The sequence below is a fragment of the Paenibacillus xinjiangensis genome, assembly GCF_059686975.1.
The window spans coordinates 15506-30011 of the sequence record NZ_JCAALS010000006.1 but is presented as its reverse complement, the minus strand read 5'-3'; the positions used below and the strand labels follow the sequence as shown (position 1 = coordinate 30011).

The following is a 14506-nucleotide window of genomic DNA, read 5'->3' as shown; positions in this document are numbered from 1 at the left end:
GAGGTGTATATACCTCTTTCTTACTAAATCTCGCTTGATGCATGCTTATGGAGATATAATCCAAAGAAATTAATGCCCAATAAATAAAACGGATAAATCATCAAGCCTGCTAGAGCTATTAATCCCGTAACCGGATTTGGGTTATCTGCCGGATGACTAATAGGGAAGAAAGAAAAAAATAGATACACATATTGAGCGAAATATGGAATCCAAAGAAAAATAGAAACGAAGCAAAAAATCCATCGCATCTCCTCACCTTATTCAATATGAACCATTCCTTATAATAGACGGGAATAGGTGAAATTTGGTTGCAATAAGAATATGGTGAGCCGTCTATTCCCTTCCAGCTTGTATCTGAATATGGTAAGAATGAGAGGCTTGGAAGGAACAATAGATAGGGAAGTGATAGAGTGGGAATGGAAACATTACTGGCGGTGCATCCGCCTAGATTTTTGAATGGGAATACGTATATCGGCCCCTATACTTACGGGACACCTGTGGTACTCTCCTACAGCTCTAGCAGTATTTGTGTAATCGGGAAGTTCTGTTCCATTGGGGGAACGATGGTCATGCTAGGAGGCAATCATCGATATGATTGGGGAACAACCTATCCGTTCAGTGCATTTATGCCAGAACATAACCAGATTTCCGATGTTTCAATATCCAAAGGCAATGTGATCATCGGAAATGACGTATGGATTGGAATTTGCTCAACAGTTATGTCTGGAATCACTATTGGAGACGGCGCTTGTGTCGGAACGAACTCCGTGGTCACTAAGAACGTACCCCCGTATGCCATCGTTGCCGGTAATCCAGCCCGAATCGTGAAATACCGTTTTCCGCAAAATATCATTGATCGAATGATGCAGATCAAATGGTGGGATTGGGAACCCCAGCAGATCAACAAGGCGATTCCACTCCTTATGTCTAATGACTTCTTCGGATTATTCCGGTTCGCTCAATCGATCGGCAAATAGCTGTTCATCGCATATTAATTCTGAAGAAAGAGCCTGAAGGATATCAGGCTCTTTCGGCGTGTGCAGCGAGGTGAAGCTCCCGATATTTAGCTGGTGTAATCCCTTCTTTTTTTCGAAAGGTAGCGACGAAGTGACTTACATCATTGTAGCCTGCTAATACAGAGACCTCTTTCAGTGCCATACCTGGATTCGTCACCATTATCTTCTTGGCCTCGCGAATACGCAGTTGAATTAAGAATGAGTAAGGGCTCAGACCGAAGGCATCTCGGAACAGCTCATTCAGATAGGAAACACTCATATTAGCTTGCTCAACGATCTCAGGGAGACCGACGTTAGCCGAGCAATTCTGCTCCATCCATTGGACGACAGGCCTCAGCTTTTCATAGAACTGTGATAGAGATGGCTGATCATTGCGCATACCGAATTTTTTGAGCTGCATAAGAAATTGATACAATTCGGTAGACCATTCGAGCCCAGAGAATTCAGTGTCTTCATCAGCCTTGTATATCATATCTTCTATTAAGTTGGCAAAAGAGACTTGCTCTGTCTCCGAATACATAGCAGACTGATTCATTTCTAGTGAATCTAATATGGCAGTAACAGCTGCACCGCCGAACGTAATATAAGCAGTCGACCAGCGATCTGATACAGGGTAATAAGAGTGAGGAGTAAAGGGCGTTAACAAAACACCTTTTCCAGCCGTTAATGATAGGGTCGAACCTGCGAATTCAAAGCTCCCCTCACCTTCCAGCGTATGAAGCCAGTGGTAATACGGATAACCGTCTGGTCTGTTGAAGATACGTTCCCAAGCACTGTATCCAATGGTTTCAATATATAGAGGAAGTGATCGTTCTAACGAATTAAATACACTCCTAATATTCTCATCATGACTTTTCACGAATCATCCCACCTATTAGCAGCTATACCAATTACGGTCATTCTCCCAATATTTGTTCGACAACATTCCATGTAATCCTTGTTCCTAATGGCTGAATGTTTGCTGAAAGTGTTATTAAAAAAAGTATTCTGTTAGATCTTGACGAACTAACAGAACACTCTGCTTTACAGGATATTAATACGATTTGTAAAATTTCACGTTATCCATATTGATCCAGTTATTCGCATTCGCATAAGAGATAATGCCAATCTCACATTGGCCGTTCGTTACTTGAATATTATCAATTCTGACTTTCACCCAATTCGTTGCACTTACTGGCAGAGCCTGCTGTAACTCTGTGCCGCCGTAGTTTTTGGCATAGAGATGAACATCGCTTTGTCCACCACTGTTCAGAATCCATGCTGTGAACGAATAGGTTCCGCTGGGAAGTCCCGTTACAACTTGATACGTCGAAGCTGTATAGGCTGTATCTTTCCAGTGGGTCAGCTTATTATCACCTGTAATGCCGGGCTGCTCTACCTTAATCGCAGTGTAGTCACTTGCAGCAGCTCCCCACACTCCCCAGCTCGTTGGTGTACTCGTCCATACATTGGCTTCAAAACCAGGGTTGCTGAGCAAGTTTGTTGGCGTACTTTCATTGAATACAGATAGTGAACTCAGTGCATTCCCATCGAAATCAAATAAAGTTTGATTGTCCCATGGATTAGACAATAGACCGGTATCGTCGTTGTACAGCTTCCCTGCTTCTGTACCCCAGTTAGCTCCAGTGACTGGAAGCCACGTCGGCTCCCACCAGAAGATGCCTCTTCCTCTTTCATTAGGCACATCTTGCACAATTTCTTTCAGATCGCGCATATAGGCAGCTTGTCCTGCAGGTGTAGCCGGATAGCCGCCAGTAGCCTCTTCCGCCGTATAGAAAGAGTTCCCTAGACCATCACCGTCATCTAATGTAAAGCCGTATGCGGTCTCAACAATCATCACGTCTTTGCTATACCTTTTACTTAAGTCATTCAGGTTGTTTTGCAATTCACCCATCGTGCCATGCCAGAATGGATAATACGATAAGCCGATAATATCGTAGTCTACACCTTGGGCTGTAATTTCATCAAACCACCAGCGATACAGATTATTATCTCCGCCCATATCCAGATGCAGAACAATCTCGATATCTTCTCCTGTTGCAAGCGCATCATTAACCCCGTTGATGCCAGCTGTCAACAGCTCTCCCAATTGAGTGAAATCACTAATCCCGCCTCCTACCTGTCCGTCTCCCCATAGAATGCCGCTGCTTGTTTCATTCCCCATTTGAACCATTTTCGGCATAACATTTTCGTTCTTCATAGCGATAATGACACTTTCTGTATAGTCATGTACGGCTGTTTTGAGCTGCGTATACGTTAAGCTCTGCCAAGCCTTTGGTTTAGTCTGTGTACCAGGGTCAGCCCAGAAATCACTAAGCTGGAAATCCAGCAGCACTTCCATGCCCTGCAGCTTAGCACGCTTCGCTAAGGCAATGGTTGTTGCAAGATCATTGGTGCCTCCGCCATAAGGATTGCCTAGACTGTCATACGGATCCACCCATATTCTTAATCGCGCATAGTTCATTCCATGAGAGCTTAATATCTGCAAGGCATCCTTCTGAACGCCCCCTTCAAAGAACTCACCTCCGAGCTGCTCCACCTCTTGAAGCATGGATACGTCACCACCCATGATGAAATCCCCTGCAGCCGATACGGTCTGATTGCCTACAGCAAGCGTGAGAAAGGTCACCACACACAATAGCAGAAAGCTCCATTTGATCCACTTCTTCATCATTACATCTCCTTTTCCTCTTTGAATTGTTGGAACACATTTATTGAATCGAGGGCATTTCCCTTGAAGTCGAATAACCCTTGGTTGGCCCAGTGATTCCCCATATTAGCGATGTCATTCCCATATTTCATGCCCGCATAGCTGGCCCAGCTCGTTCCTTCCACTGGCAGCCATGCGGGCTCCCAATATACAATCCCGATTCCCTTGTGCCCCGGCACCTGCTGTACGGTCATCATCAAGTCTTGCAGAAATTGGGCTTGCCCTTCGACACTAGGAGAATATCCAGCTTGATGAGACAGCTCTTCCGTGAAAATATCGCCTCCTGAGGCGCTTTGCGAAGTAAATCCGTAGGCTGTCTCTACGACAAGCACTTCTTTGTTATAGCGAGTACTAATATCCTCCATATTGAATCGCAGCTCATCTAATGTTCCATGCCATATCGGATAATAGGATAAGCCAATGACATCGAATTCCACACCTCTCGCACAGATTTCATCGAACCAAGTACGATACAGCACATTGGAACCGCCTGCATCGAGATGCAGAATAATCTTCATCGGTCCCGTTTCCCTCACAGCACGGACACCAGCATGTAGTAGACTAGCGAGGCGATCATAGGATGCTGCCCACTCTCTACTCTCTACCTCTTCGAACCTCTTCTCTTCGAATAAATACTTAGGTGTCTTGCCCTCTGGCCACAACATACCGTTGGTCGTCTCATTCCCGATCTGCACCATATCCGGCAATACATCACATGCTCTACACACCTCAATAACTTCTCTTGTGTAGTTATAGACTTGATTCTCAAGCTGCTCGCTAGATAAGGATTGCCAAGCCTTCGGCTTTATCTGCTTCTTCGGATCGGTCCAGAAATCACTGTAATGAATATTAAGCATGAATTGTAATCCATGAGCCTTCGCTCTCTTGGCTAATTCGATCGTCGTCTCCAGATCATTCGTACCACCCATATACGGGTTTCCTTCTTCATCATAAGGATTGAGCCATAGCCGAAGCCGGATGACATTCATCCCTTTTAACCTCAGAATTTCGAACAAATCTTTTTTTTCATTATTGAGGAAATATTCTCCCCCTAATGCTTCTACTTCCTTCAGCATGGATATATCCGCGCCTTTAATAAAAGTCTGATTCATTGCTACCTATCCTTCCTATCCTTTGTCTCCACCAGCCGATAATCCATTGATCAAATATTTCTGCAAAGCAATATACAAGACTGCAATTGGAATAGCTACCAATACAGAGCCCGCTGCGAACAATGTAAATTCATTCTTGGTTTGGTCACTGATCATAGAGTAGAGGCCAATGGCAACCGTCTTCTTAGTCTCACTAGAAATAAGCAATCTTGGCAATATGAAATCCATCCAAGGAGCAGCGAATTGCAGCACCGCCACGAACGTCAGCATGGGTGAGGCTAGCGGCATAATAATACGAACAAAAATTTGAGTACGTGAAGCTCCGTCAATTAATGCAGCTTCATCGAAGCTCATTGGAATATTGTCTAGATACCCCTTCAACAGCCATATGTTATAGGGCAGCTGAGCTGCTACGCCTACAACGACTAATCCGGTTAGACTGTCGAGCAGTCCAAAGTTTAAGAACAGCATATATACAGCGATAGCCGTTAAGAAGGTAGGGAACATTTGAAGAATTAGAATCGTGAGCAGGCTCGCTTTTTTACCTCTGAACTTAAATCTGGAGAACGCGTAGGCTCCTAGAGTAGACAATAGAACTCCACCTACCATGTTGGCTAGCGCTACCTTCAATGTGTTCCAATACCATATTGGAAAATTCGTATTCTGGAATAGATCCTTGTAATTCTGCAACGTGGCATTATCCGGTATGGCAGAAGCATTCGCCAGTCCCTTCGAGCTCCCGAAGGAGGAACCTACAATCCATATCAAAGGATAGACAACAATAATCGCCACGATGATCAATTCGATATAGATCAAGATTGTTTTTAATGCTCCTGCAATATTCGTACGCTTACGATTCATAGCTTAAAGCTCCTCGAACGATTTCGATTTCCGTAGATTAATTAATGAGAAACTAGCAACAATCAAGAAGACGATGATGGACATAACCGCACCCATATTGTAGAGCCTGTTATCTAGCGTCAGCTTGTACAGCCAAGTAATTAATAGATCGGTGTTGCCCGCAAAATTATAATCTGGATTCACTGGCCCTCCCTCAGTCAAGAAGTAGATGACACCGAAGTTGTTGAAGTTGCTTACAAAGGATAGCATCAGCAGAGGTGCTGTAGCTTTGTAGACAATCGGGAAGGTGATATGCCAGAACATCTGACGGGAATTCGCTCCATCGATGCGAGCTGCTTCATAGAAGCTGTCAGAGACATTCGTCAACGTCCCTCCTATTAATGCCATGAAGTAAGGAAAGCCGAGCCACAAGTTAATCAACAGAGCTAATATACGTGCAAGATTCGTCTGGCTTGGATCTGTGAACCAGTATATTCTCTCTGAAGTCAGGCCAATATCGAGCAGGAATTGACTGACTGGACCGAACTGACCATTGAACATGGATTTGAATACGAGAGCTGAGATCATAGCAGGCACAGCCCAAGGCAGGATGTATATACTTCGCCACAGTTTCTTGAACTTAATGCTCGAGTTGTTCAGTAGAACAGCTTGAAAGAAGCCTACGAAATAAGTTGTAACAGTAGCTAATATCGCCCATACGAATGTCCAGCTCAATACCCCTACAAACGTATGAACCCAGGAGAACACTTGTGTCACTGTAGCGAAATTATCCAGACCTACCCATTGGACAAGCTTGGTCGGCGGTGTATTGTTACGGCTGTAATCGGTGAAAGCAATCAATACGCCAAACACAATCGGCAATACACATATAAATAACAGCAGCACAGCCGTAGGCGACAATACGATATACGCATAGGTTGAATGCCATAGCTTTTTGAAATACTGCAGCGAGCTCTCACGTTGGCCTGAATGATTCATCACACTTCTTGCATGGGCAGCATCCTTAATGTTCCATATATAAAAGAAGAGCAGAATGACGATGAACATCAAGGCGATGATTCCATTTGCCATGAGAACGATGGAATGATCACCGGCAGTCAGCCCAGTGAGTCCCATCTTTCTTGGCTGCGTTCCTAATGTGAACAGCCCCCAAACCCCTTTTAAGAAGAAGCCTCCGTTCTCACGAAAGCGATAGCTGTCAGTCATATAGAGGTAGTTCCCAGAAGCCAGCTCTACGACAACACTGCTAGAGCCGATTAGAAAAAAGAAGAGGGCTTTCAAATACTGGCGATTCAGCCCTTGTCCAGCCCCCCATATAATCGCTGATAACAATCCTGCTATCCAGCCTGGTGTTTGCTTGTTTATTGAATCCTTCATTTCTTCACACCTTTGTCTCTATGCAATCGTTCAATCATTTTGTTTATTGACCTAGCGCTTTCAAATCTGTATATTCTTTCTCCGCTTTTTGTTGAGCGTCTGCAACAGACAGCAGGTCATCCCACACATTAACGACGAGTGCATTACCCGAAGTGTACAAATATTCTGGAATTTGCGGAGTTAAATCTGCATTCTCGGATTGTGCAATGATACCAGCGATATGCTCATTCCCATCGATGCCTGCTACATTCACAACCTGCTCTTTCTTCAATGCTGGAATAGCGCCTGTTGATTGATACAGCGCAGCAGCACCTTCATTAGATGCCATGAAGTTAGCGAACACCCTTGCAGCAGCAGGATATTCCGAATAGCCAGATACGACAGCTACTGAAATGCCTGTTAAAGAAGCAGCCACATCACCGGACGATACCGTAGGCAGGGTCGTCACGCCATATTCGAAGCTATTGTCCTTGGCAGCTTGATTGAAATCTTTGAATACCCATGGTCCAGTAATGACATAAGGTGTCTGGCCTTTGACGAATTCATTCTCTATGGAATCATAAGTAGCATCAGCAGAGTTGACATTCCAAATTTCTCTTAACGACTTGTAATACTCTAAGCCCTTCGTTAATGATTCTGAATTGAAATTAGGTTTATCCAGATCATTGTCTTCATAGAGATGCCAGCCTAAGGAAGACAGAACCGGATAAGCATAATATAGCTGCCCTGCTAGGAACCGAATCGTCCATTGGTTCGTGCTGCTATCGTTGTACTTCTTAGCAAGCTCTGATACCTCTTCCCAAGTTGTCGCGGGCTGATCGCTTCCTGTCAGCTCCTTCAACAAGGTTTTGTTATAAAAGAGTGCGATGGATTCGGTTGAGATTGGAATACCAAACATCTGATTTTCTTTGCTCGCAACCTCAATGAACGTTGCTGGAATTCTTTCTTGTAAGGCTTCTTCATATTGACCGATTGGTGCAGCTGTCGCATTCTCAAGCGCGAGGCCTAGCTTGTCGTAGTTGGTCGTGAATACATCAGCGCCTTTACCCGCTTCTCCATCCAATCCCATACGCTCTACACTTTCTACCTTCGCTACAATTTCATATTCGACTTTCACTTGCGGATATTTGACCTTAAAAGCTTCGATAAGGGCTGTAGCATAATCCTCATATTCAACCCAGATTTTCAAGGCTTTCTCACCTGAAGCGATTTCCGGCTCCATTACATATTCCTTCGCTTCTGCATCCCATTCAAGCTCACCTCTTGATTCTGAATTCGCAGAGCTATTCTCTCCAGCTCCACATGCAGATAGTATCAACATCGTTACAAGCACACAGATGAATCCTAGCATTCCTGTCTTTTTCACATTAATCCCCCCGACATGATATACGCCCACTTTTTCAGAAAGCGATTACACTGTTGCCTTGCACAATGAATTATAAAACGTTTTCAAATGGTTTTATATATAATAAACGTATGGTTGAAGTATAAGAATATTATTCCATATGGACGCCATACATTGGGAGAATGCTATATTCTACGCGGTAAAAAGCAAAAAAATAGACCTCCCGTTTACTCCTGGGAAGTCCGTTTTATAGAAGCATCATAATTCTTATACTCTAATTGAGCTTCTTGATGAATATGCCGAAGCAGCTCTACTAGATCCGACAATCGATGTTCATTGGAATGGTATATTCGCTCAGGCTGCAGTCTCTTGATATGTATAGCTTCGTATATTAACCCATGCCACTTCTGCGGAATTACAGTAAGACCGTATTGTCCCGCCTCAAGCTTACTCTTAATGTCATGCTCTCTTATCGTATACAACTGTCGTAACATTCCGAGTGTACACCACTCAACCGCTTCATCTAGCTGCTTTGAGATATTGGCATGCTCGTCTATAGAGAGTGACGTTAACTGTTGCTCTAATCGATCTATCCAGCTGACCCAATAGGTATTCAAGTTCTCAAAGACATAGCTGACCAACGATTCCATGTTTACGTCATAGGCGAAAGCTTGCTCCGCTCCATTAACCTTAATACCTCGATGCTTCAGAATCCACCAAGTAATAGGATTAATGTCAGCGCCATAACCATCAGAATGCAGCTGTTTATTATAGTAAGTAAAGCATGAGACCATTTCATGATAGGGCTTGCCTAAATCATCAGTCAGTACATATGCACCCATAATATCAGTGTCAGGTAATGCCGTCTCCAGCTTATAATGTGCTGCTGAGATAGCTTCTATAGTTAACTCCGTAGGATGATCCCGAAGAATAACGATAAAATCAATATCACTATTACCCTCCACATAATCTCCTAATGCAACAGAACCATATAGATAAACCGACTCTATATCCAAACAACTGCTTAAAGAATGACATAACAGACTCATTGTATGTTCAACTGCTTGTGGTAACATAATTCGCTCCCTTCAAGATCAAACATTCTTCATCTACCTTATTCTTTTCATAGATGCAGATATCCTGCTGCTGCTTATGTGTGATCGAGCCATGAATCAATGGCTGTTGCTAGTTCCAATGGTTCGATAGTTGGCTCGAACCTTGCCTGAACAACCCCATTCCGATCCACTAGGAACTTAGTGAAATTCCATTTCACTCCGTCACCTTCATAGATTGCCGGGTAATTCTCCTGTAGAAATTGTGACATCCATCGACCGCTCTCAGACTGCAGATCGAAGCCTTGGAATGGAGCCTGCTGCGTCAAGTAGTTGAATAGCGGATGTGAATCTTCACCTCTCACATTCAGCTTCTCAAAGATAGGGAATGTGACTCCAAATCCCATTCTACACTTGGACTCAACCTCATCGTTATGACCAGGTTCTTTATAGTTGAATTGGTTACAAGGGAAGGCTAGAATTTCGAATCCCCGTTCTGCACGAGCTTCATACAGCTTCTGAAGATCAGTGAATTGACGTGCGAATCCACACTGGCTTGCAGTGTTTACAATTAACAGAACCTTGCCTCGATAAACGGATAACTCCATTGGTGTGCCATTAATTACAGTTGCGTGATATTCGTAGATCGACATGGCATTGCTCCTCCATTTTTGTAAGAGTATTCTTACAGCAGCTATTCATGTTGAATATCTTATAGTGCTCGACCTATATAGGTCAAATATATAATGACTATTAACTATATAGGCTATGATTATAAAAGAATCCCTGAGGTTCAATCCTCCTCAGGGATTCTTTTATTTCGAGGATATTCGCGCCATTCATGCCGCCTCGCAGCACACTACATTAGATTAGGAGCTTCTCCTACCAATCAGCAGCAGGATAAAGGATATGACAATAATTGCTCCTGTCCAGGCCCATGCCATGACTGTGTTGCCGGAATCGACTGCAACGTAGATAGCCGTTGGAATCGTCTGCGTTCTTCCTGGGATATTCCCTGCAATCATTAGTGTAGCTCCGAATTCACCGAGACCACGAGCGAAGCCAAGAATATAAGCAGATACAACGGCACGCAGCGCCAGCGGAAGCGTAATATACCTGAACACTTGCCATTCATTGGCCCCGGTTGAACGGGCTGCTTCTTCTAACTTCTGATCTACGGAGGCGAATCCGAGCTTCAACGTCTGATACACAAGCGGGAATGAGACCACGATTGAAGCCACAACGGCTGCCCACCAAGTGAATACGATCGGTGCAGCGAACAGCCACTCGATCCATTCACCAATCCAGCTTCTTCTACCGAGCATAACGAGCAGCAAAAAACCGACTACCGTTGGTGGCAGCACAAGCGGCAGCATAAAGAACGTTTCTAACAGTATCTTACCTCTGAACCTTCGGCGGGACATCCACCAGGCGACAACTATTCCAATCACAATAACGATTACACTTGATAGTAGGGCAATTTGCAAAGACAGCCGAATCGGTAGCCAAAAGGTATGCCAGTCCATAGATGCCTTAATTAGTTGGAACAGTAAAGCCATATTTAATAAATACATCAAGAGCTTCTTGCGATTGCAAATACGTATAGAACGCTTCGGCTTCAATGGCATGCTTCGTTGCTTCTACAATACCGATCGGATACTCAATAGTTGGATAGCTAGCTGCATCTACGGAAAAAGCGACCTTGACTTGATCAGAGGTAAGGGCATCCGTCTTATAGACGAAGCCAACATCCGCATTCCCTGTCTCTACATATTGCAGGACCTGCCTAACATCCTTCGCCTGAACGGCTTTGGCCTGAAGCGTATCCCATAGCTTCGCATACGTTAGTGCTTCCTTCGCATAATTACCGGCAGGAACACTCTCCGGAATACCTACGGCTACGGTCTTAACATCCTCACGGGTAAGATCTGCAAGGGTGTTTATCGGCAATTCAGCATCTGTAGGAACTACTACTACAAGCTCATTCGTTAATAGGTTGATCTGCTTATTCGTATCGATTAGATCCTTGTCAACAAGCGCCGTCATATTCTTAACCGCTGCAGATAGGAAAAGATCAGCCGGTGCACCCTGCTCGATCTGCTGCTGCAGTGCACCAGATGCACCGAAGTTGAAGCTCAGCTTGATCGATGGATGAGCAGTCTCATACATTTGCTTAATATCCGTTAATGCGTCCGTCATGCTCGCTGCTGCTGAGATCGTCAGCTCTACCATTTCAGCCGGCTCCGCAGCCGATTCGACTGTGGTTTGCTCTGCAGCATTGGTACTAGCATTCGCATTCGTGCTCGTATTAGAAGCTGTACTACAGCCTGCAATTGCCAATGCTATTACAGTTAAAATAGTTAGTAATAAATAGCTTTTCATAGTCTTAACCATGTTTTCATCCTCCGTGTACCGCTCATCGCGGTTGTTATTCCATTCATCTATGACACGATATGATACAATGAGACTACTAGTAAACCAGCTAATAAGGAGGAGCATCATGTCCAGCGATGTCTCGTACACAACCGAAGAAATTGCCAAGCTGCTCAAAATATCCAAGCTCACTGTATATGACCTGATCAAGAAAGGCGAACTGCCCTCTTACCGAGTAGGCAAGCAGATGCGTATTGACCCTGCCGACCTTGAAGCCTATAAGCAGAGAGCCAAAGGCATACATAGCCATGAACGTGCAGCCAGGTCCGAACAGCCTGCAGGACCACTTACTCAAGTATCCCCTGTGGGGCAGCGCCCCATTGTTATTACTGGACAAGATCTTAGTCTAGACATTCTTGCTAAGCATATGGAGAAGAATATGAACGGTATACGTCCACTTCGCTCGTATGTCGGCAGTCTTGACAGTCTCATCTCTATGTACCGCGGCGAATCCGATATCGTCAGCACACACCTTCTCGACGGAGATACAGGCGAATACAATCTACCTTATATACGAAGGCTGCTTGTCGGCTCTTCCTACATCGTTGTCAATCTTTTATCAAGACAAGCTGGACTCTATGTACAGCGAGGCAACCCCCTATCACTGCAAGGCTGGGCTGATCTTGGCACTCCGGGCCTGCGGATCAGCAATCGTGAGAAGGGCTCTGGTGCTCGCGTGCTGCTGGATGAACAGCTCCGGCTTCATGGCTTGAAGTCCAGTCAGCTAATCGGCTATGAGCAGGAGCAGAGCAACCATCTTGGCGTGGCTTCCCAGGTAGCAACAGGTGAAGCTGATGTCGGCGTTGGCATCGAGAAAGCAGCGTCGATCGTTGGCAACATTGATTTTATCCCGTTAATCCAAGAACGCTATGATATAGTCATGCTCAAGACCGACAGTAATCAAGCATGGATTCAATCGCTGCTCTCCATTCTTCAATCAGACGAGTTCAAGAAAGAGCTTCAAGCCATTACTGGCTACGACCTGACACAAACAGGGCATATATGGCTGGAAACGTAATACATTTATAAAGCTTATAGAGCAGATAATCAAAGACCGTCATAGGCCAACTTGATTTCTATTCTTTTTTTTGTATGATTCTGCACCGCATATCTAAACCATACTAAATATATCTTATTATAATCATTTATCATGATATATCGGAATTTAGTAGAAATCAATAATATAATATAAGGTAAGTTCATAAACAGAATCTGCCTATATGGCAAAAAGAATGACTCCTCAAGAGGAGGAGCCATTCTTTCCGAATTAATGATTAGTTATTGGTGTTGATTGCGAGCTTCTTCGACCAGGATTGCCCACCATCCGTCGTGCGGTACAATGCCGGGCTAATCAAGCTAGTATCTGCCATCCAACCAATATTCTTGCTCGTGAATGCAATAACACTCTCATAGCCTTGAATACCTGTGAAGTTAGTCCATGATTCCCCCGCATTCAATGAACGTCCAACTCCGATAACCTCACCAGCTGGTGAGAAGCCTGCAAGAATAGCAGCCCCATCGACTAGAACCATATTGCTGGCATGTCCACCCGGCGATGCTGGTCCTTTGTTCACAACGCCTGCCGCTCCACCCGGTGCAGCCCCTCCCCCAGCTGTTGCCTGATTAATAACTTTACGCCAGCTTGCTCCATTATTAGAAGAAGCGTAGACCGAGTAAGATTGCTGGGACATGCCTGCACCGCCATTAAACTTAGCCCATACTTCACTGCCACTTGTATAAATGGCTCCACCGCTGACCTCTTCCGACTTAACTGTTAGTTTCATCGTCCAAGCTGCCCCGCCATTCGTTGTTCGGTATAGCTTCCAGGTACAATAACTAGCGCCCAACCGTGCAGCTCATCGGTAAACTCTGCATACCTAGTATTAGCAGGTGTCGCTATTCGTGTCCAAGATTTGCCGCTGTTCGACGTTTTGTAGCTATATGCTCTCGTATAGCCAAAGCCATGCTTAGCGTCTGTGAACTGAATGCGCTCAAGAGCGATGGACCCCATTGATATTTTCGCAAAAGTGCTTCCGCCATCCGTCGTATGAATAAGCGCATTCGTACCACTGCTAGAGGATCGAGCTAACGCCCAGCCAGTCGTATTGGATATGAAATTCAATTGTGTGAACTGCCAAGTTCCCTTATAGATAGACTGCCAGCTTGTGCCTGCATCTGAAGTTCCGATTAGAAATCCATTGCCTGCTGCTCGTCCGGTCGTGCTGTTAAGAAACTGAATATCGCTAAAATGATAGGTGGAATCGCCTGCTGGTGTGCCGCTGAATAAATCATCTCCTGTTCTATAAGCGGCTGCTTCCGTGTAAGGTGAAATGGCCGTAGTCAGCAACAGTGCCACTGACAATGCAATTGCTGATATTTTCAAATGGAATGATTTCATCATGTGAACTTGCCTCCTAGTTGTCATCTATTGGTCATAAGAGTAATTACCCTTCTCTGTCCCTAACGATTCAACTAAACAGAAGGTTGCTTGGGTATTCTGAATTCAATTCTATATACATAGGTATATAGTCTACGTTAAGCCTTTCATTCATTCCTGAGTAAACAGATGCATGAGTACATAAGAATGATTACAAAAATAT

The 14506-nt window shown here is 44.5% G+C and carries 14 protein-coding genes; 2 read left to right on the top strand and 12 right to left on the bottom strand.

The window, feature by feature from the left end:
- The first annotated feature begins 416 nt into the window (after positions 1-416).
- Positions 417-977 (top strand): CatB-related O-acetyltransferase, encoded by a 561-nt coding sequence (locus tag AC6ESP_RS07815; RefSeq protein ID WP_497096148.1) that lies wholly within the window; start codon positions 417-419, stop codon positions 975-977.
- Between the two features lie 43 nt (positions 978-1020).
- On the opposite strand, the gene AC6ESP_RS07810 is transcribed toward AC6ESP_RS07815, so the two are convergent.
- The 10 genes from AC6ESP_RS07810 to modA all read right to left on the bottom strand — a co-directional run bounded on the left by AC6ESP_RS07810 (position 1021) and on the right by modA (position 11867).
- Positions 1021-1875, bottom strand: a complete 855-nt coding sequence (locus AC6ESP_RS07810) for an AraC family transcriptional regulator (protein ID WP_497096147.1) — start codon at positions 1873-1875, stop codon at positions 1021-1023.
- Positions 1876-2049: 174 nt separating this feature from the next.
- The gene (locus AC6ESP_RS07805) at positions 2050-3687 is read right to left on the bottom strand and encodes a glycoside hydrolase family 53 protein (protein ID WP_497096146.1); all 1638 of its coding nucleotides are present in this window, start codon (positions 3685-3687) and stop codon (positions 2050-2052) included.
- Positions 3688-3689: 2 nt separating this feature from the next.
- A complete protein-coding gene (locus AC6ESP_RS07800; protein WP_497096145.1) occupies positions 3690-4838 on the bottom strand; it encodes a glycoside hydrolase family 53 protein in 1149 nt (382 codons plus the stop codon).
- Positions 4839-4853: 15 nt separating this feature from the next.
- A complete protein-coding gene (locus AC6ESP_RS07795) occupies positions 4854-5699 on the bottom strand; it encodes a sugar ABC transporter permease (RefSeq protein WP_497096144.1) in 846 nt (281 codons plus the stop codon).
- Between the two features lie 3 nt (positions 5700-5702).
- Positions 5703-7076, bottom strand: coding sequence for a carbohydrate ABC transporter permease (locus AC6ESP_RS07790; RefSeq protein WP_497096143.1), 1374 nt, complete (start codon positions 7074-7076; stop codon positions 5703-5705).
- Positions 7077-7119: 43 nt separating this feature from the next.
- Complete coding sequence (locus AC6ESP_RS07785) at positions 7120-8442, bottom strand: extracellular solute-binding protein (protein ID WP_497096142.1); 1323 nt, start codon at positions 8440-8442, stop codon at positions 7120-7122.
- Between the two features lie 206 nt (positions 8443-8648).
- Positions 8649-9470, bottom strand: coding sequence for a nucleotidyltransferase domain-containing protein (locus AC6ESP_RS07780; protein ID WP_497096141.1), 822 nt, complete (start codon positions 9468-9470; stop codon positions 8649-8651).
- A gap of 101 nt (positions 9471-9571) precedes the next feature.
- Positions 9572-10126 carry a glutathione peroxidase gene (locus AC6ESP_RS07775; RefSeq protein WP_497096140.1) on the bottom strand — a complete coding sequence of 185 codons (555 nt, stop codon included), beginning with the start codon at positions 10124-10126 and terminating at the stop codon, positions 9572-9574.
- A gap of 216 nt (positions 10127-10342) precedes the next feature.
- The gene (gene modB / locus AC6ESP_RS07770; RefSeq protein WP_497096139.1) at positions 10343-11032 is read right to left on the bottom strand and encodes a molybdate ABC transporter permease subunit; all 690 of its coding nucleotides are present in this window, start codon (positions 11030-11032) and stop codon (positions 10343-10345) included.
- Complete coding sequence (gene modA / locus AC6ESP_RS07765) at positions 11007-11867, bottom strand: molybdate ABC transporter substrate-binding protein (protein ID WP_497096138.1); 861 nt, start codon at positions 11865-11867, stop codon at positions 11007-11009. The genes modB and modA overlap by 26 nt, the downstream gene beginning before the upstream one ends.
- Before the next feature lie 106 nt (positions 11868-11973).
- Between modA and AC6ESP_RS07760 the strand changes: the two genes are divergently transcribed.
- The gene (locus tag AC6ESP_RS07760; RefSeq protein ID WP_497096137.1) at positions 11974-12924 is read left to right on the top strand and encodes a substrate-binding domain-containing protein; all 951 of its coding nucleotides are present in this window, start codon (positions 11974-11976) and stop codon (positions 12922-12924) included.
- 256 nt (positions 12925-13180) lie between these two features.
- Here AC6ESP_RS07760 and AC6ESP_RS07755 read toward each other — a convergent pair whose 3' ends face one another.
- Both AC6ESP_RS07755 and AC6ESP_RS07750 read right to left on the bottom strand, forming a co-directional pair.
- Complete coding sequence (locus AC6ESP_RS07755; protein WP_497096136.1) at positions 13181-13690, bottom strand: hypothetical protein; 510 nt, start codon at positions 13688-13690, stop codon at positions 13181-13183.
- A complete protein-coding gene (locus tag AC6ESP_RS07750) occupies positions 13687-14307 on the bottom strand; it encodes a WD40/YVTN/BNR-like repeat-containing protein (protein ID WP_497096135.1) in 621 nt (206 codons plus the stop codon). The genes AC6ESP_RS07755 and AC6ESP_RS07750 overlap by 4 nt, the downstream gene beginning before the upstream one ends.
- Between the last annotated feature and the right edge of the window lie 199 nt (positions 14308-14506).